Genomic DNA, 22,779 nt, shown 5'->3' with positions numbered 1-22,779 from the left:
CATTCCATAATGGTTTGCTGATGAGCTTTTTCTGTAAATTTAATTCCGGTTTAAGGAAGATATTTCCCGACAAGAGGCATTCTTCTGCCTTGTCCGAAAGCCTTTGGAGACACCCTTAAGATGGGTGGGGTCTGGTAGCGTTTAAACTCTGCACCATTTACCATTTTTATAACCTTTCTGACCAATTCTGCGTCATACCCCTGTTCAATAATTGCGGCAGACGTCTTACGCAGTTCAATAAACTGATAAAGGATCGCATCCAGCGTATCATAATCAGGGAGACTATCTGAATCCTTCTGATCAGGTCTAAGCTCAGCAGAAGGCGGCTTAACTATCGTATTTTCAGGAATAAACTCCCTTTCCTTATTAATATAACGGGCCAGCTCAAAGATTTGCGTTTTATAAACATCACCGATAACACCAATTGCGCCGCACATGTCACCATATAAAGTACCATAGCCAACTGCACATTCACTTTTATTAGATGTATTCAGCAGGATATAACCAAACTTGTTAGACATAGCCATTACGACTACACCTCTGGTTCTGGCCTGGATATTTTCTTCCGTCAGGTTAAAAGGTAAACCCTGAAAAGCAGGTGCCAGCATTAAGTCGAATGCGTCGGCAGCCTCCTTAATCGGAATGATCTGGTGCATACACCCAAAGTTTTCTACCAGATCCAGCGCATCTTTAATCGAATGATCCGTAGAATATTTAGAAGGCATTAAAACAGCCATTACATTTTCGGGTCCCAGTGCCCTGCAGGCTAGCGCACATACGATCGCAGAATCAATTCCACCAGAAAGACCCAGTACTGCTTTACTGAAACCAGATTTGCGGAAATAATCCTGAATACCAATTACCAGCGCATCATGGATTTGTGCAATATCACTTACAGGCTGGTGTGCTACCGGTTTTAAATCAGGAAAACCTTTTCCGTCAAAACGGTAAGTTCGGGAAGCAGTTTCAAAATAAGGCATTTCATCCAGCAATTGCCCCTGACTGTCATAGGCCATAGAACCGCCGTCAAAAATCAGCTCTGTCTGTGCACCCACCTGGTTGACGTATAACAGCGGCAATTTATACCTTGCTGCATTATCTGACAGTACCTGCCTTCTTTCCTCATCGTGAAGATAAGAGAACGGAGAAGCTGCAATATTAATCATTAGGTCTGGCTGTTGTAGAATCAGCTCATCCATCGGATTAGAGATATATAAAGGATTATTATTAATATTCCAGAGATCTTCACAAATCGTAAGCGCTATTCTGTAACCTTTGTATTCGATACAGTCAAATTCAGTAGCCGGCTCAAAATACCGGTATTCATCAAAAACATCGTAATTAGGCAGCAAAGCCTTTTTAACAATAGCTTTAACCTTGCCATCTTCAATAAAATAAGCTGCATTATAAAGATCCTTACCAGCAGGCTGCACATTCTTAACCGGCAATCCAATAATGCAGGCAATCCCCATACACTCAGCGGCTATTTGCGTAGCTGCAGCTTCACAAAGACTAATAAATTCCTCGAATTCAAGGAAATCCCGGGGCGGGTAACCGCAAACAGCAAGTTCCGCAAAAACAACCAGGTCTGAACCCTCTGCTTTAGCAGCGCTGATCTGCTCTATAATTGATTTTGTATTCTGCTCAAAATTACCAATGTGGTAGTTGAGCTGTGCAAGGGTAATATTCATGATTTGCTACTTAGAAAAACATCCCTAAATTAAGTCCGAAATAATGGTTCTTTACAGAACGGTTACTGTCAGAAGTTATATTCGTAAATCCGTTATTAAAAGTTAATCCGATCACGACGCTCGTATGGTTTGCGATATCATATTCCAAACCACCACCAATGATTAAACCAGCACGGTAGAATTTTGTTCCCTGATTTATTTCTCTTTTATCGACAGGATCCGGTCTGGTATCCATGCGGGATTTAGTTTTAAAATCGTTCGACAAACCAAACTGTCCATACCAGCGTGACTCTCCCATTTTATCAGTTTTTAATTTAACTGTCAACGGAACCTCCACATACTGCATCATATATTTCAGGTCGAATAACCTGTTTTGAGAACCGTCGGCAAAAGCGGTGTTTCTCCCAACTTCCGTTGTCCTGCCGTTGATTGTGGTTATTGTAATACCGGTAGCGATACTATAATTCTCTGCAAAATTGAAGTCGGCCATCATACCGTAGGCAAACCCTACATTAACCCCGTTACTTTTACCAGTTTCCGGCTTATACCAGCCGAAATTCGGGTGGGCAGTAAGACCTAAACGGAAACCATAATCCGGACCCGTAAAATTTTGTGCAAATACGCCGCTACCAAGAAGGGAAAATAAAAGGATAGTCAGTAATTTTTTCATCATGTGTAATTTACAATATTTAAGATTTTGTAATAATCAGGATGCGGATGCTTACATTTTAGCCGGATGCTATTGAGGTTTCCGCAACGTTCTGATTATATTTGTTAGTCATGAATAACGTTAATAGAGTTCAAATCTATCTATTTTTTCTATTTGTCCTGTCATTTATTTCGGGCAGACAGGGGAATAAACCAGATACAAACATTATTCCGTGTCATAAATAGCTTACTAATGAAAATCAGGATACACCATTGACAATAGCAGTATCCTGATAGTAATGAAGAATTAACAAGAATAAAAGCAGCAAGAAAAAAGAGCAGATATGACTAAAGTAGGAATTGTATTATCCGGAGGAGGTATCAGGGGAATTGCCCATCTCGGTGTATTAAAAGCATTAATTAATTCGGGCATTACCTTCAGCCATATCAGCGGCACGAGTGCAGGTTCTATAGTAGGTGCATTTTATGCGGCAGGCATAGACCCCGAAGAAGCACTTTATATCTTTATGGAAACCAAATTACTGCGCTTTATTCGCCCCGCTTTAACATTAGGGACACTCGGACTGATTAATATTGAACATACCTCTGAGCTGCTCAAAACATTTTTTCCCGAAGACCGGATAGAGAAATTAAAGATTCCGCTGACTATTGCCACAACCAATTTCAGCGAAGGTAAACTCGTATACTTTAGTGAAGGCCCTTTAATTCGTGCAATTCAAGCTTCCAGCTGTATTCCGGGGATTTTTAAACCAATTATGATTGATGGACAGATGTATGTCGACGGTGCGATATTAAATAACTTTCCTGTGGAACCCCTGCTCGAAGATTGTGACTTTATTATTGGCTCTTCCTGCAACCACCTTAAACCAGTCGGTGAGATTACCAATCTGCGTAAACTCATGACCAGAACCGGTATGATGTCTGTCAATAAAGATATGGAGCGCAAAGCAGGATATTGTGACCTCATGATTGAGCCCAAAGGAATGGGCGAAATCAGCACTTTCGATATGAAAAAAGCAGAAACTATTTACTGGCTCGCCTACGAAGAAACACTAAAGACCATTCAGCAGGATCTGGGTTTCAAGCAACTGCTTAATAATATGGATAGAAATAAAACAAAGAATTAGACCGTTTTCAACCGCACCAGACGTTCACCTTCCAGTACAGGTATTGCCTGGCAGGTATTCAGCTGAAGACAGAACGCTACATCCTTTTCGATATTTAAGGCTGCCATTCTGTGAGAATGGGACGATTTCCCAATATAGGCTCTCAAATCGTCCTTAGCTAACTGATAAAGATCTGCTGCTGCAACACTTGCATCATCTGCCATGCTGAAAGTGTCCCTTAATGCACTAACCACTGCACCAGCAAAAACAGTATCCTCTAAGTTAAACTGATCTTTCCATCCCGCGCATAGCAACAGCACGTTTTTATCCTGTGTTTTTAGCCATTCGCACAGCGCATCCAGGTTCAGGAAGGCTCCGATAACCACCTGACTCGCATTCGGCCGGGCAAGTTGCAGAGCTTTGGTACCATTGGTTGTGGTTAAGACAACTGTTTTACCGGATACTTTTTCTGCAGTATAGGAAAACGGAGAATTGCCAAAGTCGTAACCCGGGACAACTTCTCCGTTTCGCTCCGCTGCCAGTAAATAGCCTTGATCTGCATAACTCAGACATTCCTCCACCTGGGCCACCGGAATAATGGAGGTGGCACCATTTTCGATCCCATAGACAATCGAAGAGGTAGCTCTTAAAATGTCAATCACCACAACTATACTTTCTGTGATATCATATAGACCGATCAGGGCAGGTGTCAGGCAGACTTCAATATTTCTTTGCATAAAAAGAGGGAGGCAGCTATTTGCAATAATTAATTATTTATAAAAAGGGAATTTTACAACTTTGGCTTTAATCGCATTATTTCTGATGCTGATAAAAATCTCATTGCCTTCTTTCGCCTGATCTTTATTTACGTAACCAATACCGATTGCTTTTTGCAGGGATGGAGATTGCGTACCGGAAGTTACCTTACCGATTACATTTCCCTGTGCATCAACAATCTCATAGTCATGACGCGGAATACCACGGTCAATCATTTCAAAACCAATTAGCTTGCGTTTAACACCAGCTTCTTTTTCAGCTTTCAGCGCAGCAGAATTTGTAAATTCTTTCGTGAATTTAGTTACCCAGCCTAAACCAGCTTCAATTGGCGAAGTTGTGTCATCAATATCATTACCATATAAACAGAAACCCATTTCCAGACGCAATGTATCCCTCGCACCTAAACCAATAGGTTTAATCTGGTAATCGGCACCAGCTTGGAATACAGCATCCCAAACTGCTTCCGCATGCTCGTTATCGCAGTAAATTTCAAAACCACCTGCACCAGTATAACCTGTAGCAGAAACGACCACATTATCAACACCTGCAAACTTTCCTTTGGTAAAAGTATAATACTCCATAGAGGCCAGGTCAATTTCAGTCAGTGACTGTAAAGCCTCAGCAGCTTTCGGACCTTGTACCGCCAATAAAGATGTTTTTTCAGAGATATTGTGCATTTCCACCCCGTCAGTATTGAACTTCTGGATCCAGTTCCAGTCTTTTTCAATATTCGAAGCATTCACAACCAGCATATAAGTCTTCTCGTCGATTCTGTAAACCAGTAAATCATCTACGATACCGCCATTTTCATTCGGAAGGTAAGCATATTGCACTTTACCATCATATAATTTAGAAGCATCATTGCTGACAACTCTTTGGATCAGATCCAGCGCATTGTCACCTTTAATAATGAATTCACCCATATGACTTACGTCAAATACGCCTACGCTTTTTCTGACTGTAGCATGTTCTGCATTGATGCCCTCGTATTGAACGGGCATATTGTATCCTGCAAATGGAACCATTTTGGCTCCTAATGAAATGTGTCTATCTGTTAATGCGGTGTTTTTCATGCGCTTTTACTCTTAAAAATTGAGGGCAAAAGTACATAATTTTTATCCATTTACTAATTGAGTGTAGACATTCAGCATCCTTTTGGAAATACCCCGCAGATCATGATCACGCTCTACAGTTTTTCGTGCATTTTCACCCAGCTCCCGCCAGCGGTTTGGCCGGGTCAGACATTGCAGAATACAACGGTAGAATTCATCGGGCGTATCGGCAATCAGGATGTCATAACCATTTTTACAATTGAGCCCCTCTGCGGCGAAACTGGTTGCGATAATACATTTCTTCATGGCCATTCCCTCAATGATCTTTACCCGCATCCCACTCCCCGATAGCAAAGGCACAATCATAATTGCTTTGGAATTCATGAATTCAACGGCATCGAAGACCTCACCCTCTATCACCAGATTTTCGGAATCATATTCATAGAAATGCCGCTGTATCCGCTTTCCGGCAATATAAAACCGGAGCTCAGAATTCAGTTTTTCTATATCGGGCCAGATCTCTTCGATGAACCACTCCAATCCTTCTTTGTTTGGCCGCCAGTCCATCGCACCAATATGGAATAAGGTTGGAAAGCTCGTTTTGGATATATCAATAAGGTATTTTTCAAAGTCAAGTGCAACCGGGAAAACATCTATGGGTATTTCACAACCAAACTGCAGAATATTATGCCGGTCGGGTTCACTGATTGCAAAAATACGGTGGAAGCGGTTAAACTGTTCAGTTTCGTAAGTTTTGAGACGGCGGGCAAGAAATTGCAGGTATCGGCGCCGGGGTGTAAACCGCTCGCTGTTTGCCAGTCTTTCCCAGACATCAAAAACTATATTATGTGCCCGGTAAATCAGTTTGGCGTTGCTATATTGCTTAACAGTATCGAGGTAAGGTACAACAAAGAGCCCCTCAAACTGTATTACATCAAACTCAGTTTCCCGGAGCAGATTCTCTAACATCTTAGCTGCATCGTCATCATAAAACCGGGAAACATTATAAGAATCGTTACTGAAAATATTGAAAAACGCGTCCCAGAGATTAACCTCCGTATCCAGTTCAAAAGAATGAAATTTGATCTGTTCAAACACCGGATCATAAATATCATCCACATCTATACGATGAGAATTTGGGTTGATACAGAACAAAGTAATCTCTGCCCCCAAATTTAATAAGCCTTTCATTGTGTTGTAAACAACGATAGGATAACCACTGGTTGGAGGAAAAGGAACCCTGTTACTGAGAATTAGTGCTTTCAATCCGATCAAAATACAAATTATCTGTCGTTTTCGGAAAAGCTAAAGAAGTCTGGTGAAGAAATGGTAAATGTTTGACGGTGATGTGGTGTATTTTACAACGATAACCATCTTGTTTATGCCAATTTAGGTTGACATCACGTAAAACTTCCGATAAACTCTGAACTTAAAGAAACAATCCAAAAGTTTTCTTGATGGCCGGAGTGATAGTTCGAGCAGCCTTAATTTTTTCTCTTATCTCTTTTAGGTCAAACCCGGAGACTTCTCCAATAATTTTTGTTGGATCTTCACCGATAATAGTTAATAGCCAATCTGCATCTCGTTTATATATACTTGAGCAATCTGCATAAGAATCGTGAGATAGATAAGGCCTGTCCTTCGCAGTTAATTCTAAGTTTAAATCTCTAAGCTCCTGAGTAGGAAATACATTTGGATTTATTTCGGAATTTATAAAAATGGCTGCAAAAATTAATTTGTCGTAAGACTGTCCAACTAAGACAAAACGTTTCTGTTTTGGAGGATTAGTATCCCTGACATATAAACGGATAACTGAACCAATTTTAAGATTCCTCTGAACAAATTCTTGTCTAAAATTTTCTGGGAAAGAGTCAGAAAGCGACATTAAGAAACTCTAAGATTATTATTCTCAGCATTGAGCAAAATATAACGAAGCATTTCTGGCGCAGTCTCAACAGATTCTGCAATATCTAAATAAGACATTTCTGTTTCACTGGATTTTTCCGCCTTAGCCCATGCCGAATCATGAGATTTATCGGTAATCTCTCTAAAACTCAACTGCTGATTCTCATCAATTGAGGTTAAAATCGCATCAATATTGGATTCTGATAATTCATCAATATCAGGTTCGCGATTGGGTGTGACGTAAGGAATTTTTTCATTGCGGGTTACAGTGAAAGCTTTTGACAACTCCAATGCCTCATGGAATGGTGAACTCTGATTTTCTGAAGCTTTAAAAATATCATAAAGAAACGACGGAACGGGACCGTAAGGCATCGCCTGATAAACGTCACCAGTTAACGGCTGACCATAATTCTTTAGATGTTGCTGTTCAGCAAAATACAAGATTTTAAAAACCCTATGGTAATCTGCCTTACCAAGTTTATTTAGAATAAGGAGCGCAGCGTTAAGCGTTTTCTCTTTATCTACATTAAATGCCTGCATAATACAAAGTTAATTAATATTTCCGAATAAAAATACTAAACTAATTAGCAAATACTTTTATCGTAAGTCAATCGGAAATACTGTTTATCAGGTCTTAACCAATATTTCATGCACCATTCTGTTTATTACCCATCGTTTTCTGAAAAGCTAAAGAGGTCTGGTGAAGAAATAGTAAATGTTTGACGGTGATATGGCGTAAGCCCGTGTTCCAGAGCTGCAGAGCGGTGTACTCTGGTGGGGTAACCTTTATTTTGTTTCCAGTCATAAATCGGATATTCCAGATGCAGCTTTTCCATGTATTCGTCGCGGTGGGTTTTGGCCAGTACAGAAGCAGCAGCAATATTTAAATATTTGCCGTCTCCCTTTACAATACAACTATGCGGAATTTGTGGAAATGATTTAAAACGGTTACCATCAATGCTTAAATAGCCAGGTCTGAGCTGAAGCTTTTCGATAGCCCGGTGCATGGCCAGAAACGAGGCATTGAGTATATTGATCTCATCGATCTCGATATTGTCTACAGAAGCAACCGCCCAGGCTAATGCTTCCCTTTCGATTAAGGGACGAAGCGCAGCCCTTTGTGCATGCGTAAGTTTTTTGGAGTCATTCAGTTGTCCGGCAATAAAATCGGCTGGTAGAATAACTGCAGCTGCAAAAACAGGTCCGGCAAGACAACCTCTGCCTGCTTCATCACAACCGGCTTCCAGGTGTTCTATTTGAAAACAATTCAATAACATGTTGCAAATTTAAAAATATCAGCGGACAATCCTGCTTTTCCACTCGTACTTACCCGAGTTACCAGCAATACCGATGTAAATGATATATAGAATATGGAACAAATTGAGGACCGGTAATAATTTAAGTAAAGACGTCCTGCCTGCAAAAGCAGTGACACTCCGCAGGAAATAATATTCTATTCCAATCTTCAGGAGCAGCTGGCAGACCAGTACCGGCCAGAACTCCGGCATGAACAGTGCAGTAATCAAGTTAATCAAAATGCTGAGATTGAACAGCCATACAAATACGCCAAGCACAATAATAGACTTATTCTTATAACGGGTACTTTTAGATGCCCAGCGTTTACGCTGCTGCAGAAATTCCCGCAGATTGGGTTTGGCATGGGTATAGACAATTGCGTCCTTATTTTTAAGGAACCCTATTGAACTATCATCAGCAGCGGCCATTTTATGCAGCAACAGCTCATCATCACCGGAAGCCAGGTCATCTATTCCCTGAAAGCCGCCAACGGCGTAGAAGGCCTCTTTTTCGTAGGCCAGGTTTGCACCATTACAGGTCGAAGGTTTTTGGTTACCGATCGTGGAAGCACCCAACCCGATCAGGTAGAGGAACTCAAGGCTTTGTGCACGTTCGAAGAAACTACGCTCCTCATCATAGACCACCGGAGAAGATATCATTTTATAACCTTTTTCTTCATAGCAGGCTACTACAGTACTCAACCAGCGGCTACCCATCCGGCAGTCCGCATCAGTAGTGATAATCAATGTACCACTTGCCTGCCCTATAGCAGTCTGGATAGCTTTTTTCTTATAAGAATTTGTAGCGGCATCAGCTTTCAGGGAAATTAACTTTACGCCGCGGGAAGCATAAGACAAGACCACCTCTGCCGTATGATCTGTAGAATGGTCATCAATAAAAATGAGCTCCGTTAACGCCGGATCGTAATCCTGTGCCAGCAAGCATTCTATAGTCCGTTTAATACCGCCGGCTTCATTACGCGCAGCGATTATTACCGAAACCATTGTGCGGGCTTTTATACCCGCCGGTTTAAAACTGATCAGCTTGCCCCAGCCCCGGATAAATCCAAAGACAACGACCAGATAAACCAGCGTTAAAATAACAGATATCGTATTAATTACGTTTAAGAGTTCCAAAAAAGTTCAGTTTAAAAACAAAATAAGAGCCTAATATAGCAGGAATAATAATATTGATGAGCCAGATACTTGCCGTGCAGGCAATCACAGCTACATCCTGATCTGTGACATAGCTAAAGAAATAAGATGCCGTTACACTTCTGACACCAATATCAAACAAGTCCAATGAAGGCAAAGTACTTTGCACGAAGAACAAGATACAGGTCATCATCAGAATATCCATATAATACAAATCAGGAATCAGCCAGAAGAAAAGAATAAAATATTGCGTGCTGAATACCAAATAACGAGCCACGCAAAACAACAGAATCTTAAACAGCTCCTTTTTCTGGTAACGCCCCAGGATACTGTAAAACTTCTTGTATTTACGGGTAAACCGCATAGACAGCAGAATACCATTTAGCCAGCGGATATTAAAATAAAAGATAATAAAAAACAGGCAAAACATGGTAGATAGCGCTATTAGCGCATATTCAAGCCGATAATCCAGATCTGCAAAACGATAGAGGAATATACAGATTGCAATGGCACCGAAGATATTGGTAAGTACCATCTGACCAATATTGCCAACGGCCATAGCCACTACCCCGATAATCCGGCGTTTAGGTGAGAGAAAAAACACCCTCCCTCCATACTCCCCGATCCTGTTCGGCGTAAACACCGCCCAGGTGAGTCCGCAGAATACAGATTCCAGCGACCTCCAAAGGCTAAGCTTTTCGATCGGCCGTACTAGCCGGCGCCATTTCAAAGCTTCCAGCCCCCAGTTAACGAGCATCAAAAAGACAACGATACCCAAAACCATCGTAATTTCCGGCTGCGGTATGGCTTCAATCAATTTTCTGAAGTCTTTCAGGTTACTGTTTGAACTTAGTTTGGTATAGATCATCCAGAACGCCAGGGTGACAATACTAACTTTGAGCAGTGTGGAGACTATGGTTTTATACTTAGATATCAAATTGCTTTAAATTATATTATGCAAATATGCTTAATATTGCGGTATGTTGGTTGGAAAAAAGGAAAGGGTAATCATGGGGATCGATCCGGGTACTTCGGTAATGGGGTACGGCGTGATCCTGGAGAAGGGGAGCAAAATAGAACTGATCAGTATGGGAATTGTACGGATGGACCATCTGGACGACCATTTCCTTAAATTACAAAGGATCTTTGCCAAAACTGTAGGACTTGTAGAACAATACAAACCAGATGTTATGGCACTGGAAGCACCCTTCTACGGGAAGAATATCCAGGTTATGCTTAAACTCGGACGTGCACAAGGTATTGCTATGGCGGCAGGGCTATCCAAAGACATTCCAATCTTCGAATACGCACCCAGAAAAATTAAACAGTCCATTACCGGAAATGGAAATGCAGGTAAAGAGCAGGTCGCTGCAATGCTGCAGACACTACTCAAGTTCAAGGAGACACCAGAATTCCTGGATGCAACCGACGGACTTGCAGTTGCAGTCTGTCATTCCTTTCAGCGCGTGAGTACTAGCGGCAGCGGAAAATCCTATTCCGGCTGGGAAGCTTTTGCAAAAGACAATCAGAAAAGAGTTAAATAATTCAGCGTTTAAGCAGGTAATCATTAATTGATTACCTGCTTAAACGCAAAAAAGCCCCTGAACGAGTACGATCAGGGGCTTTTCTTATAAATATAAAGACCGGAATTATAAACCGGTATTTGTCTTAAGAATTCAGAATTTTAAATACCGCTTTGAAGCAGATAAAAGCACCAAGGAATAAAATTATCCAGGAAACCAAAGATAGTATTGTAGAATCCATTGCAAAACGCAGATAAACTCCCACGATGCTGACAACGATACCGACTATCAATAATTTATATATTGAAGTTTCATTTGCATTTTGCATGCTTTTAGTATTGTGTTTTGGCGTTTGCTCCATTTTTGTGTGTTTTATAATTTGCTAGCAAAATTAAGATTATTTCTTTTAAAACGGCATGATTAAAAGAGAATTATTTCATTTCATACCCCTTCAAACCCTGCACACGCTGTGCGGATCTTTCTTCCTCTGTTAACCCCGAACCTTTATAAAGAATTTTCTCCCAGTCACCGTACATCGGATTCGGTAAAACGATAAAATGATTACCAAACTCCTGCCATGCAGCATCTACCTGTTCCCGGGTATCCTTGCCCTCGCGGTAAAACACATTACTAAAGTCACTCAGATTGTCACCACAAAGCAGTAAAATATTATAATCTTTCAGCACGATCTGTCTGCGGGGCTCTTTATCTGAAGTTGCAGTGTTCAACAGCAAATGCGCTTCATCTGCATTAGGAAAACCCAGTCTCTGGAGATTTTTTAGGGTACCTGCATGCTCAGCTGCTGTACGGTTACTGATATAGAATGTTTCCACCTGTTTGTCCGCTGCAAATTTCAGGAAGCTTAAAGCCCCCGGAATAGTATCTGCCGCCCCCAGGCTGGTCCATTCGCCCCAGTCTTTCAAATTGTAACTAATCCCCTTTTGTATTTCGTGACCTTGAAAAGGTGAATTATCAAGTACGGTTTCATCTATATCTACAATGACACAATTCTTTTTAGCCGGATCGGCCGATGTCAGTCTGTTTACCAGCGATAACCTTGCAAAGTTGAATGCCTGAAAAGACAAGGCCCTGAACTCACCTGAGTGCTGTTGCCAGGCCACGGCAATTGCATAATCATTAGCGGGCGAAGCAACTGTTGTTTGTTGCGCTGCCAGTGTTAAAGGAAAAAAGCAGGCAAGTGCTGCCATTCTAAGCATTTGTTTCATATTGTAATTCTTTTACCGGTGCAAAAATAAAGAAATTATACGGGCACAAAAAAAGGGCTCCATAAAGAAGCCCTTTTTCCAAAATATGTTTACGGTTATTATCCGTTCAGTGCTGCTGCACCACTGACAATTTCTGTCAGCTCTGTTGTAATTGCAGCCTGACGAGCCTGGTTGTAAGAAAGCTTTAACGCTTTCAACAGGTCTCCCGCATTCTCAGTTGCTTTATCCATTGAGGTCATCCTTGCACCATGCTCAGAAGCATGAGAATCAAGAACAGCTTTATATAACTGGATTTTAATTGATTTAGGAATTAACTCCTTCACAATTTCTTCCTGAGAAGGTTCCAGTATATAATCTACCTGGTGGTGTACATTTGTTTGTACAACAGGCTGCTCATTTTTAGGTAAAGGCAACAGTTGTTCTGTAGTTAAAATTTGAACGGCAGCGTTTTTAAAGCGGTTATAAACCAATTCTACACGATCATATTTGCCTTGTTTGAAGCCGTCCATAATCATATCGGTGATTTTGGTTACGTTCTCAAAAGTAAGGGCTGCGTAAACCTCATTGTGGTTACCGATCACTTTGTAGTTACGTTTCTCGTAAAAATCCTGAGTCTTTTTACCAATAGCTACAATGCTTACATTACCATTCTGAAATTGTTTACTGTATTTCTCAGCAATCAGGTTGTTGGTTGTTTTGATAACATTCATGTTGAATGCACCAGCCAGTCCCCTGTTAGATGAAACAGCAACGATCAGTACTTTGTTCGGCTCACGTTCTTCAATAAAAGGCGATGAAGATCCTTCCAGGTTGGCAGAAAGATTTCCTAAGATTTCCTTAAGCTTGGTCGCATAAGGACGTAACTGTATAATCGCATTAGTAGCCCTTTTCAGTTTTGCTGCCGAAACCATTTTCATGGCTTTGGTAATCTGCTGGGTAGACTGTACCGATGATATACGAATTCTTACTTCTTTTAAATTAGCCATTCTTTTTTAATCTTCTTCCTTTTGTTATTAGTAATTAGCTGAAAGTTCTTTAGCTACGGTCTCCAATACAGATGTAATAGTATCATCCAGTTTACCAGCTTTTAAAGCAGCTAATGTTTGTGGGTGACGTTGTTCCAGTTGTTGCAGGTATTCTGCTTCAAAAGCTCTGATTTTGTTAACCGGTACAGAACGCATCAGGTTTTTAGTACCAATATAAATGATAGCGACTTGTTTCTCTACAGTCATTGGAGAGAATTGTCCCTGTTTTAAAATCTCCACGTTTCTTGAACCTTTATCCAGTACAGATTTGGTTGCAGCATCTAAATCAGATCCGAATTTAGAGAAAGCCTCTAACTCACGGTATTGTGCCTGATCCAGTTTTAAAGTACCAGCAACTTTTTTCATTGATTTAATCTGTGCATTACCACCTACACGTGATACAGAAATACCTACGTTGATCGCCGGACGAACACCTGCGTTAAACAAGTTAGACTCCAGGAAGATCTGACCGTCAGTAATGGAGATTACGTTAGTTGGGATATATGCAGATACGTCACCAGCCTGAGTTTCGATAATAGGCAAAGCAGTTAATGAACCACCACCTTTAACGATACCTTTCAGGGATTCAGGTAAATCGTTCATGTTTCTTGCGATCTCATCATTCGCGTTAATTTTAGCCGCACGCTCTAATAAACGACTGTGCAGGTAAAACACGTCACCCGGATAAGCCTCACGTCCTGGTGGACGACGCAATAACAGGGAAACCTCACGGTAAGCTACAGCTTGTTTAGACAAATCATCATAAACAATCAGTGCAGGACGACCTGTATCACGGAAGTACTCACCAATAGCAGCACCAGAGAAAGGTGCGTAGAACTGTAGTGGAGCAGGATCAGCAGCAGAAGCAGAAACAACAACAGTATAAGCCATTGCACCGTTTTCTTCTAAAGTACGTACAACGTTTGCTACTGTACTTGCTTTCTGACCACAAGCTACATATATACATAAAACAGGGTTACCTGCTTCATAAAATTCTTTTTGGTTGATAATGGTATCAATACAAACGGCACTTTTACCAGTTTGACGGTCACCAATAACCAGCTCACGCTGACCACGGCCGATTGGAATCATCGCGTCAATCGCTTTGATACCAGTTTGTAATGGCTCATTAACCGGCTGACGGTAAATTACACCCGGAGCTTTACGCTCGATCGGCATTTCGTAAGTTTCACCAATGATTGGTCCCTTACCGTCGATCGGCTCACCTAATGTATTTACAACACGGCCAAGTAAACCTTCACCAACTTTGATAGAGGCGATTTTCTTAGTACGTTTAATCGTATCCCCTTCTTTGATATTGCTTGACGGGCCTAAAAGTACCACACCAACGTTATCTTCTTCAAGGTTCAAAACAATACCCTGCAAGCCGTTTTCAAATTCAACTAGCTCACCTGATTGAACTTTAGTTAAACCATAAACACGGGCAATACCATCACCCACTTGTAATACGGTACCAACTTCTTCAAGTTCGGCTTCTGATTTAAAGCCCGACAATTGTTGCCTGATAATTGCCGATACTTCGTCTGGTCTTACCTCTACCATAATTTTATATTATTTCTTTTGTAATTCTTGTTTGAATAATGGAATTAAACCACACCCTGGGCAAATTCCTTTTTTAATTTATTTAGACTTCCAGCGATGCTGGCATCAAATTGTTTATCACCAACTTTAAGAATAAAACCACCAATAAGTTTTTCATTAACTTTTTCGTTGACGATTACTTCATTTGCACCGGTTTCCCTTTTCACAACAGTTACAATTTCTGCTTTGCTCTCCGGAGTTAACGGTGTAGCTGAAGAAACTTCTGCGGTTACAATACCTTTAATTACATTGTATTGTCTGATGAAAGCTTTGGTCGTATCAAATAAAATGGCAGAACGTCCTTTATTAACGATCAGTTTAAGGAATGAACTTGTAATCGGACTTACACTTTTACTCAGGATTTCATTCAGGATAGCGTATTTCTTATCCAATGGAATAACCGGGTTCTGCAGGATAGCCTCCAGAACAGAATTCTGGTCAATAACCTGCTCAATCAAAACCATATCATTCTTCATCTCTTCCAAAGAGTTTTGCTCCGTAGAAAGGTCAATTAATGATTTGGCGTATCTTGATGCTGCTTTATTTTCTGACATGTTCATTTTAATTTGATGGCAAGGAATTAGTTCAATTCAACGTCTTTCAACAGTGCTGCAACTAAATCCTGTTGTTTAGCTTGATCTGCTAACTGGCTTCTCAATACACGTTCAGCAATATCCAGTGACAGGGAAGAAACCTGATTTTTCAATTCAGCTAAAGCAGCTTTCTTTTGATTCTCGATTTCAATTTTTGCTTTCTCGATTAATTTAGCGCCTTCAGTCTGTGCCTGAACTCTTGCTTCATTAACAATTGTGTCTTTAAGGTTTTTAGCTTCTTTAAGGATCAGGTCTCTTTCTGCACGGGCTTCCTTCATGGATTCCTCATTTTGCGCAGCCAGACGAACCATTTCCTGCTTAGCCAGCTCAGCTTTGTTCAAAGCTTCGTCAATTGTCTGTTCGCGTTCTTTAATAGCCGCCAGCACAGGTTTCCATGCGAATTTGGCTAAAATAAACATCAACAATAGAAAAGCTATTGTTTGAAAAACAACTAAACCAATTTCCGGTACTAATAATTCCATCTCAATATATATAGGTTAATTCTAATTTCTTGTTAGATAGATTGTACTTTGCAGCAACCCTGCAAAGTACAATACTATTATCTTTTAGTTACACTAATGCAACTACTACTGCGAAAAGCGCAACTGCTTCAACGAATGCAGCAGCGATTAACATCGCAGTTTGAATTTTAGAGGCAGCTTCCGGTTGACGGGCAATACCTTCCATAGCTGAACTACCGATTTTTCCGATACCAACACCTGCGCCGATAGCAGCTAATCCAGCACCAATTGCAGCAATACTTCCTGTAATCATGATTATATATATTAATTGTTAAAAATTCTAATTAGTGGTGTTCTTCTATCGCCATACCAATAAACAGGGCAGACAGAATGGTAAAAATAAATGCCTGGATAAATGCAACCAGTAATTCGATAGCACCAATGAACAGGGCAAAAGGAACAGATACGAAGGATACGTACACCGAGTTGAAAACGAAGATCAATCCGATCAGCGCCAGCACAAGAATGTGTCCTGCAGTAATGTTCGCAAATAAACGAATAGCCAAAGCGATAGGTTTAGTAAAGATACCGATAATCTCAACCGGAACCAGAACAATATACAACCACCATGGAACGTCCGGGGCGAAGATATGTTTCCAGTAATATTTGTTACCGTTAACCAGAATCAGGATTAAAGTAATCGAAGCTAAAACTACCGTTACTGCAATATTACCAGTCAGGTTGGCTCCTCCCGGAAGGAAAGGAATCAGACCAAGCATATTGTTAAACCAGATAAAGAAAAACACAGTTAACAGGTAAGGCATAAATCTTTCATATTTATGGCCCAGGTTTGGCTTAGCGATATCATCACGTACAAACAAGATGATAGGCTCCATCCAAGACTGCAATCCTTTCGGAGATAAACCTTTTCTTACTTTATAACCGTTGGCTACTTTCAGGAATACCGCAAGGATAACCAAAACAGAGATGAACAGTGTACAAACGTTTTTAGTTATAGAGAAATCAAGTGGACGTTTATTTAAAGAATGATGATTTTCATCTACCTCTACATACTGACCGTGCTCATTTGCCGCTTCAGATGCATAATAAATTTTCTCATGCAATTTCACGAAACGCTGACCACCTTTTTCAACAACCAGTTTCGCTTCATCATCATGATGGAAATCGTTGGAATTGAAAACAACCAGACCTGTATTCGTATACAGCATTACCGGAAGACCGATATAGGTATCTCCGATTACATGCCAGCTATGCGAATCCGCAATATGGTGCAGGGCAAACTTCCCTAAATTAAACTTCTTCTCTGCCTCTGGTTCGGCATGAGCGGTCGCTGTTACGTTCGATGTGTCTTCCTGTGCGTATAACACCGGTGTTACAAAGAAAAACGCTAAAAAAAGCGCAAATACAACAGTTAACCTATTAACTTTAAAATCAAAAACGTGGCTACAATCCATTTACTGGCAGATTTTTACTATTTATTTTGGTGGCGCAAGTTACACAACAGCGAGTATATTTCAAAGAAGCTGAACAATAAATATAAAGAAAAAAAGTTGAGTGCAAAAACTACCCCCTTTTCTTTGCTGTTCAGGCTGTAAATCAGCACAAAAGCCAATGAAAAAATCATTTTGAGTACAATCGAACCCATAATAGCCACTACACCGGCCTGAGGGTCCATTTTGATTCCGATATATGCAGTTAAATACGCGATATATGTAAGCCCGCCGAGGAATCCGAACAATAACCAGAATTTATCTACCAATAATCTGGTATCCGGAAAGAGAAATGGAAGAGCAGCAGCGACCCCGGCCAGAACGAGACCATAGATCAGATAGAGGATAGTAAATCGGGGGAGTGTCAAAATAATTATTTTTTACAAAAGTATTAAAAGGATTCTGCACATCCAGTCAATTTTTGTAATTTGATAAGCTAACTATCTTTATTGTTCAGTTGCCGGACCACCTGATAAAGAGAAATAATCACACCTATAAGCCCGAAAATAGCCATACAGACTGGTTTCGCATTCTTCAGATATTCGTCCAGTTTATACCCTCCGAACGCAAACACGCCTATGGTAGCCAGCATCTGAAAACCCAGACCTGAGTATTTTACGAAATTTGTTGTATTTTTCTTATTTTCCTGTTCTTCCATAAAGTTTAATGGCAGCTCGCCCGTACCGCTAAAGATACAGCGCTCGCCGAAGGAATGCAAAACCCGGCACAACGGATTTGAAAAATGCCTGCTTACCCGCCAAAACAGCACCGAATGCAGTTTAGAGCGCTCTTTAATAGAAATTGATAATGACCAAAGATATATCTTCGGAACTTTAGTAGTTTTGCAGAGGTTAATTTTACTCCGGCTTTATCTCAGTAAAGAAACCATTATTCAGAATTCTACAAAAACAATTATACACAATGACCAAAAATATTTCAGCTGCGGAGATAAAAAGATATAACCTGACCCTCTGGAAATTACTGATTGGAGGATTGATCCTTTTCTCACTCTTCATTGTCGCTTTGGGTTTTGGCTTGTTCGGCACATTGCCTTCTTTCCGTGATATTGAACATCCTAAAAGCAACCAGGCAACAGAGATCCTGACCGAAGACAAACGTGTACTAGGCACTTACTTTGTGCAGAACCGGTCCAATGTCACTTATCCGGAAATCTCCCCGAATGTTATCAATGCACTGATCTCTACGGAAGATACTCGTTTCAAAGACCACTCAGGAATAGATTTTAAAAGGACATTTACTATCATATTCTATAATCTGATTGGTAAAAAGCAAGGTGCAAGTACCATTACCCAGCAACTTGCATTAAACCTTTTTTCTGAAGAAGGCCGCCAGCGCAATTTCGCTAAAAGACTGATGCAGAAATTCCAGGAGTGGATTGTGGCTGTTAAGCTGGAGCGGAACTATACGAAAGAGGAAATTATTACGATGTATCTGAATACCGTTGATTTCGGTAACCAGGCTTATGGAATTAAATCGGCAGCGAGAGTATATTTCAATACTACTCCCGATAAATTAACCGTACCACAGGCTGCAACACTGGTTGGCCTGCAGAAGGGTATTACGCGTTACTCACCTACCCGTAATCCGGAAAGATCCCTGGCCAGAAGGAATACAGTAATGGCTAACATGGTGAAAGAAGATATGCTTACGCCACAGGAATTCGAGCAGGAAAGACAACAGCCACTGAACCTCAAGTTTAGTGCTGCAACTGTGAATGACGGGATCGCCCCTTATTTCCGGGCGGTATTAAAAAGTGATATCAAAAAAATATTCCTGGAACGTTCTATTGTAAAAGCCGATGGTACACCTTATGATCTGGACAGGGATGGTCTGCGTATTATTACAACGATCAACTATGATATGCAGGTGTATGCTGAAGCAGCACAGAAAGAAGCTATGAAAGTTTTGCAGGATCAGTTTACCCAAAGCTGGAAGGGGAAAAATCCATTTAAAGGCAACGAAATGCAGATCGAACAAGGTATCAAGCGTTCCGATCGTTATAAAGCATTGCAACTGGAAGGTAAATCTGACGAAGAAATCAAAGCAGATTTTAATACGCCGACCAAACTGAGCATTTTTACCTGGAAAGGTAATATTGACACGCTGATGAAACCAGTGGATTCTGTCAAATACTATAAATTATTATTGCGTAACGCGATGATGGCAATGGATCCAAAAACAGGTTATGTGAAAGCATGGGTTGGCGGTATCAACTACGAACACTTTAAATATGACCAGGTTAAAATGGGTACCCGCCAGGTGGGTTCCACTGCTAAACCATTTACTTATTCTGTCGCCATAGAAAATGGTTATTCTCCCTGCTTCCAGGTACTGAATGAGCCGGTTACCATAGAAGTTCCGGGCAGTGCGCCATGGACTCCTAAATCGGGAGGAACATTACCGGGTTATGTAACTTTGCAGAAGGCGCTTGCTTACTCGCAAAACTATATTGCAGCGTACCTGATGAAACAAGTTGGTCCTACCGCTGTAGCTACACTGGCCAAGAGAATGGGCATCACCTCTAATGTACCCGCGTATCCGTCGATTGCACTGGGTAGTTTTGACGCCTCGGTATTTGATATGGTGGGTGCCTACAGTGTTTTTGCAAATAAAGGAATCTGGACACAGCCTACCTATATCCTGAGGATAGAAGATAAAAATGGTGTCGTACTATTTAGTCAGACACCACAGAAACATCCGGCTATGAGCGAAGATGTGGCTTATGTAATGACCAGAATGCTGGAGGGCGTTGTGAAGAACGGTTATGGCTACAGCCTGATTAGTAAATATGGAATTACCACGCCTGTAGGTGGAAAAACAGGTACTACACAAAACAATTCTGACGGCTGGTTCGTTGGCATTACGCCAGATCTGGTTGCCGGTGTATGGACAGGCTGTGAAGACAGGGCATTTCACTTTATCAGTACCAGACAGGGTGAGGGTGCCAAAACTGCGCTTCCTATCTTCGGTGGATTCCTGAAAAAGGTATATGCCAATCCGAAACTCAAAGTTGGCCGGGGAGATTTTGAACTCCCTAAAAACGGGGTTTCTATCACTTATGACTGCAACCAATATCAGCAGCAGCAAACAGACACCACAGAACTGGACGAGAAGTTAGGGTTTTAAATGAGCATTTTTGATCACAGGAAAGCGTTAGCAGATATACCACACCGCCCCGGCGTTTACCAGTACTGGGACGCTGAGGATACTTTGATTTATATCGGCAAGGCAAAGGACCTGCGTAACCGCGTAGGCTCCTATTTCAATCAGGATAACCAGATGAATGGTAAGACGCGCGTCCTGGTTTCCAGAATCCGTCGAATCAGTTTTACTATTGTCGATACGGAAATTGATGCCTGGCTGCTGGAAAACAGTCTGATCAAAAAACATCAGCCGCGTTATAATATTATGCTCAAGGATGATAAGACCTACCCATGGATTATTATCAAGAAAGAAGCTTTCCCACGTGTTTTCTGGACCCGTAAAATGATTAAAGATGGCTCGACCTATTTCGGGCCATACGCCTCCGTAGGTATGATGCATACTATCCTGGAGCTGATTAAAGAAACGTACCCCCTGCGGACATGTAACCTGCCACTCAGCCCTGAGAATATTGCTGCAGGTAAATTTAAAGTTTGCCTGGAGTATCAGATTGGTAACTGCAAGGGCCCTTGCCAGGCGCATCAGTCTTTACCAGATTATGAGGACAGCATCTCTGAAATTAAAGATATCCTGAACGGTAAGATCGGCAACGTGATCCGTGAGGTAAAACAAATCATCAAAACTGCTGTAGAAGACCTTAACTTCGAGCTTGCACACCTCTACCAGAAGAAGCTGCAGGTACTTGAAAAATACCAGAGTAAATCTACCGTGGTTAACAGTTCCATTACCAATGTTGATGTAGTGAGCATAGCTTCCGACGAACGCTATGCATTCGTGAATTACCTGAAGATCATGAATGGCAGCATTATCCAGACCCAAACCATTGAGATTAAAAAGAAGCTTGATGAATCGGATGAAGAGTTGCTGAGCATTGCGATCACGGAATTCCGCACTAAATTCAACAGTACTTCCCGCGAAATTATCGTTCCTTTTGAACTGAACCTGACCGACGAGAATCTTAAGTTCACCGTCCCTAAATTAGGAGAGAAAAAGAACCTGCTGGACCTGAGCCATAAGAACGTGCTCTTCTTCAAAAAAGAAAAGCTGAACCAGTACGAGAAACTTAACCCGGACCTTCGCACAGACCGCATCCTGGCACAGATGCAAAAAGATCTGATGCTGACACAGCTTCCTGTGCATATCGAATGTTTTGATAACTCGAACTTCCAGGGGCAGTACCCTGTATCTGCAATCGTAGTTTTCAAAGACGCTAAACCTTCCAAAAAAGATTACCGCCACTTCAACGTTAAAACCGTCGAAGGGCCAAACGATTTCGCTACCATGGAGGAAGCCGTTTACAGACGCTATAAACGCATGCTGGACGAAGGCGACCCGTTACCTCAACTCATTATCATTGACGGCGGCAAGGGTCAGCTAAGCTCTGCTGTGAGCAGCCTGAAAAAACTGGGCATCCATAACCAGGTAACGATTATCGGTATCGCCAAAAGGCTCGAAGAACTCTACTACCCCGGCGACAGCTATCCCCTGCACCTGGATAAGAAATCCGAGACGCTTAAAGTTATTCAGCAACTGCGTGATGAGGCCCATCGTTTTGGCATCACCTTTCACCGCAAAAAACGAGACCAGGGAACCCTCAAAACCGAACTCGAAGCTATTCCCGGCATCGGCAAAACCACAGCAGACAAATTGTTGCGCCAATTCAAATCCGTCAAAAGAATTAAACTGGCAACCGAAGCGGAACTCGCCGCGGTCCTGAACAAAAGTCAGGTACAAACCTTGCTCAAATACTTCAGTAACCCCGCAACTTAAAAAACTCTGCCTACCAATTTCTCATACGATGTCATTCGGGTCTGATTCGATCCACACCCTCCATATTTACACCTTTCCCTACATCAACCCCACCAACTTGTGGGTTCTTGTGGGTAAGATGTGAGTTCTTGTAGGTAAACTGTGGGTTCCAGTCGAAAAACACCAATGCGAGACCTGAATGAAACCAAAGCAAGACCCGAATGAAACCAAAGGATATCTCAATCCACTAAACTGG

General features: G+C 41.4%; 24 protein-coding genes. 4 read left to right on the top strand and 20 right to left on the bottom strand.

From position 1 onward, the window contains the following. Nucleotides 1–50 precede the first annotated feature (50 nt). Nucleotides 51–1,691 (bottom strand): NAD+ synthase, encoded by a 1,641-nt coding sequence (locus tag BLR53_RS08180; RefSeq protein WP_074588916.1) that lies wholly within the window; start codon nucleotides 1,689–1,691, stop codon nucleotides 51–53. Between the two features lie 10 nt (nucleotides 1,692–1,701). Beyond that, on the bottom strand, nucleotides 1,702–2,364 hold the full coding sequence (locus tag BLR53_RS08175) for an outer membrane beta-barrel protein (protein WP_234797575.1): 663 nt from the start codon (nucleotides 2,362–2,364) through the stop codon (nucleotides 1,702–1,704). Between the two features lie 319 nt (nucleotides 2,365–2,683). Here BLR53_RS08175 and BLR53_RS08170 point away from each other — a divergent pair, with 319 nt between their 5' ends. Then, nucleotides 2,684–3,487, top strand: coding sequence for a patatin-like phospholipase family protein (locus BLR53_RS08170; protein WP_074588914.1), 804 nt, complete (start codon nucleotides 2,684–2,686; stop codon nucleotides 3,485–3,487). Here the strand turns inward: BLR53_RS08170 and BLR53_RS08165 are convergent. The 8 genes from BLR53_RS08165 to BLR53_RS08130 form a co-directional block, all read right to left on the bottom strand. After that, nucleotides 3,484–4,203 (bottom strand): 2-phosphosulfolactate phosphatase, encoded by a 720-nt coding sequence (locus BLR53_RS08165; RefSeq protein ID WP_074588912.1) that lies wholly within the window; start codon nucleotides 4,201–4,203, stop codon nucleotides 3,484–3,486. The two genes, BLR53_RS08170 and BLR53_RS08165, sit on opposite strands and share 4 nt — an antisense overlap. A 33-nt stretch (nucleotides 4,204–4,236) precedes the next feature. Beyond that, a complete protein-coding gene (gene gcvT / locus BLR53_RS08160; protein ID WP_074588910.1) occupies nucleotides 4,237–5,316 on the bottom strand; it encodes a glycine cleavage system aminomethyltransferase GcvT in 1,080 nt (359 codons plus the stop codon). Between the two features lie 42 nt (nucleotides 5,317–5,358). Next, the gene (locus BLR53_RS08155; RefSeq protein WP_074589281.1) at nucleotides 5,359–6,561 is read right to left on the bottom strand and encodes a glycosyltransferase family 4 protein; all 1,203 of its coding nucleotides are present in this window, start codon (nucleotides 6,559–6,561) and stop codon (nucleotides 5,359–5,361) included. 163 nt (nucleotides 6,562–6,724) lie between these two features. Then, the gene (locus BLR53_RS08150; protein WP_074588908.1) at nucleotides 6,725–7,180 is read right to left on the bottom strand and encodes a hypothetical protein; all 456 of its coding nucleotides are present in this window, start codon (nucleotides 7,178–7,180) and stop codon (nucleotides 6,725–6,727) included. Further along, nucleotides 7,180–7,740: a Panacea domain-containing protein gene (locus BLR53_RS08145; RefSeq protein WP_037438442.1), complete on the bottom strand. Its 561-nt coding sequence runs from the start codon at nucleotides 7,738–7,740 to the stop codon at nucleotides 7,180–7,182. Before BLR53_RS08145 ends, BLR53_RS08150 begins: the two co-directional genes overlap by 1 nt. Nucleotides 7,741–7,865: 125 nt before the next feature. Then, the gene (locus tag BLR53_RS08140; RefSeq protein WP_074588906.1) at nucleotides 7,866–8,477 is read right to left on the bottom strand and encodes a ribonuclease HII; all 612 of its coding nucleotides are present in this window, start codon (nucleotides 8,475–8,477) and stop codon (nucleotides 7,866–7,868) included. An 18-nt stretch (nucleotides 8,478–8,495) separates the two neighbouring features. Further along, on the bottom strand, nucleotides 8,496–9,632 hold the full coding sequence (locus BLR53_RS08135; protein ID WP_074588904.1) for a glycosyltransferase family 2 protein: 1,137 nt from the start codon (nucleotides 9,630–9,632) through the stop codon (nucleotides 8,496–8,498). Then, nucleotides 9,610–10,587, bottom strand: coding sequence for a lysylphosphatidylglycerol synthase domain-containing protein (locus BLR53_RS08130; protein WP_037438445.1), 978 nt, complete (start codon nucleotides 10,585–10,587; stop codon nucleotides 9,610–9,612). Before BLR53_RS08130 ends, BLR53_RS08135 begins: the two co-directional genes overlap by 23 nt. 43 nt (nucleotides 10,588–10,630) lie before the next feature. Here BLR53_RS08130 and ruvC point away from each other — a divergent pair, with 43 nt between their 5' ends. After that, nucleotides 10,631–11,194 (top strand): crossover junction endodeoxyribonuclease RuvC, encoded by a 564-nt coding sequence (gene ruvC / locus BLR53_RS08125; protein WP_037438446.1) that lies wholly within the window; start codon nucleotides 10,631–10,633, stop codon nucleotides 11,192–11,194. A gap of 124 nt (nucleotides 11,195–11,318) precedes the next feature. Here ruvC and BLR53_RS08120 read toward each other — a convergent pair whose 3' ends face one another. The 10 genes from BLR53_RS08120 to BLR53_RS08075 form a co-directional block, all read right to left on the bottom strand. Then, nucleotides 11,319–11,534, bottom strand: a complete 216-nt coding sequence (locus BLR53_RS08120) for a hypothetical protein (protein WP_037438447.1) — start codon at nucleotides 11,532–11,534, stop codon at nucleotides 11,319–11,321. A 70-nt stretch (nucleotides 11,535–11,604) separates the two neighbouring features. Continuing rightward, nucleotides 11,605–12,399: a 5'-nucleotidase, lipoprotein e(P4) family gene (locus BLR53_RS08115; protein WP_074588900.1), complete on the bottom strand. Its 795-nt coding sequence runs from the start codon at nucleotides 12,397–12,399 to the stop codon at nucleotides 11,605–11,607. A gap of 98 nt (nucleotides 12,400–12,497) precedes the next feature. Then, nucleotides 12,498–13,385 (bottom strand): ATP synthase F1 subunit gamma, encoded by an 888-nt coding sequence (atpG, locus tag BLR53_RS08110; RefSeq protein ID WP_037438449.1) that lies wholly within the window; start codon nucleotides 13,383–13,385, stop codon nucleotides 12,498–12,500. 27 nt (nucleotides 13,386–13,412) lie between these two features. Continuing rightward, nucleotides 13,413–14,987 (bottom strand): F0F1 ATP synthase subunit alpha, encoded by a 1,575-nt coding sequence (gene atpA / locus BLR53_RS08105; RefSeq protein WP_074588896.1) that lies wholly within the window; start codon nucleotides 14,985–14,987, stop codon nucleotides 13,413–13,415. Between the two features lie 44 nt (nucleotides 14,988–15,031). Continuing rightward, nucleotides 15,032–15,580: an ATP synthase F1 subunit delta gene (gene atpH, locus BLR53_RS08100; RefSeq protein ID WP_037438451.1), complete on the bottom strand. Its 549-nt coding sequence runs from the start codon at nucleotides 15,578–15,580 to the stop codon at nucleotides 15,032–15,034. A gap of 26 nt (nucleotides 15,581–15,606) precedes the next feature. Then, nucleotides 15,607–16,101 (bottom strand): F0F1 ATP synthase subunit B, encoded by a 495-nt coding sequence (gene atpF / locus BLR53_RS08095; RefSeq protein WP_037438452.1) that lies wholly within the window; start codon nucleotides 16,099–16,101, stop codon nucleotides 15,607–15,609. A gap of 88 nt (nucleotides 16,102–16,189) precedes the next feature. Next, nucleotides 16,190–16,390 (bottom strand): ATP synthase F0 subunit C, encoded by a 201-nt coding sequence (gene atpE, locus BLR53_RS08090; protein WP_037438545.1) that lies wholly within the window; start codon nucleotides 16,388–16,390, stop codon nucleotides 16,190–16,192. A 34-nt stretch (nucleotides 16,391–16,424) separates the two neighbouring features. Further along, the gene (gene atpB, locus BLR53_RS08085; RefSeq protein WP_037438453.1) at nucleotides 16,425–17,555 is read right to left on the bottom strand and encodes a F0F1 ATP synthase subunit A; all 1,131 of its coding nucleotides are present in this window, start codon (nucleotides 17,553–17,555) and stop codon (nucleotides 16,425–16,427) included. A gap of 17 nt (nucleotides 17,556–17,572) precedes the next feature. Beyond that, on the bottom strand, nucleotides 17,573–17,959 hold the full coding sequence (locus BLR53_RS08080; protein WP_037438454.1) for a hypothetical protein: 387 nt from the start codon (nucleotides 17,957–17,959) through the stop codon (nucleotides 17,573–17,575). A gap of 68 nt (nucleotides 17,960–18,027) precedes the next feature. Then, nucleotides 18,028–18,249 (bottom strand): AtpZ/AtpI family protein, encoded by a 222-nt coding sequence (locus BLR53_RS08075; protein ID WP_074589279.1) that lies wholly within the window; start codon nucleotides 18,247–18,249, stop codon nucleotides 18,028–18,030. Between the two features lie 263 nt (nucleotides 18,250–18,512). Here BLR53_RS08075 and BLR53_RS08070 point away from each other — a divergent pair, with 263 nt between their 5' ends. Then, the gene (locus BLR53_RS08070; protein ID WP_037441094.1) at nucleotides 18,513–20,738 is read left to right on the top strand and encodes a penicillin-binding protein 1A; all 2,226 of its coding nucleotides are present in this window, start codon (nucleotides 18,513–18,515) and stop codon (nucleotides 20,736–20,738) included. Next, entirely contained in the window at nucleotides 20,739–22,544 is a 1,806-nt protein-coding gene (gene uvrC, locus BLR53_RS08065; protein ID WP_037441096.1) for an excinuclease ABC subunit UvrC, read from the top strand. Nucleotides 22,545–22,779: the final 235 nt, after the last annotated feature.

This window comes from Pedobacter antarcticus (assembly GCF_900103515.1).
Lineage (GTDB): Bacteria > Bacteroidota > Bacteroidia > Sphingobacteriales > Sphingobacteriaceae > Pedobacter > Pedobacter antarcticus.
The sequence above is the reverse complement of the archived record's forward strand: the minus strand, read 5'-3'. Positions and strand labels throughout refer to the sequence as shown.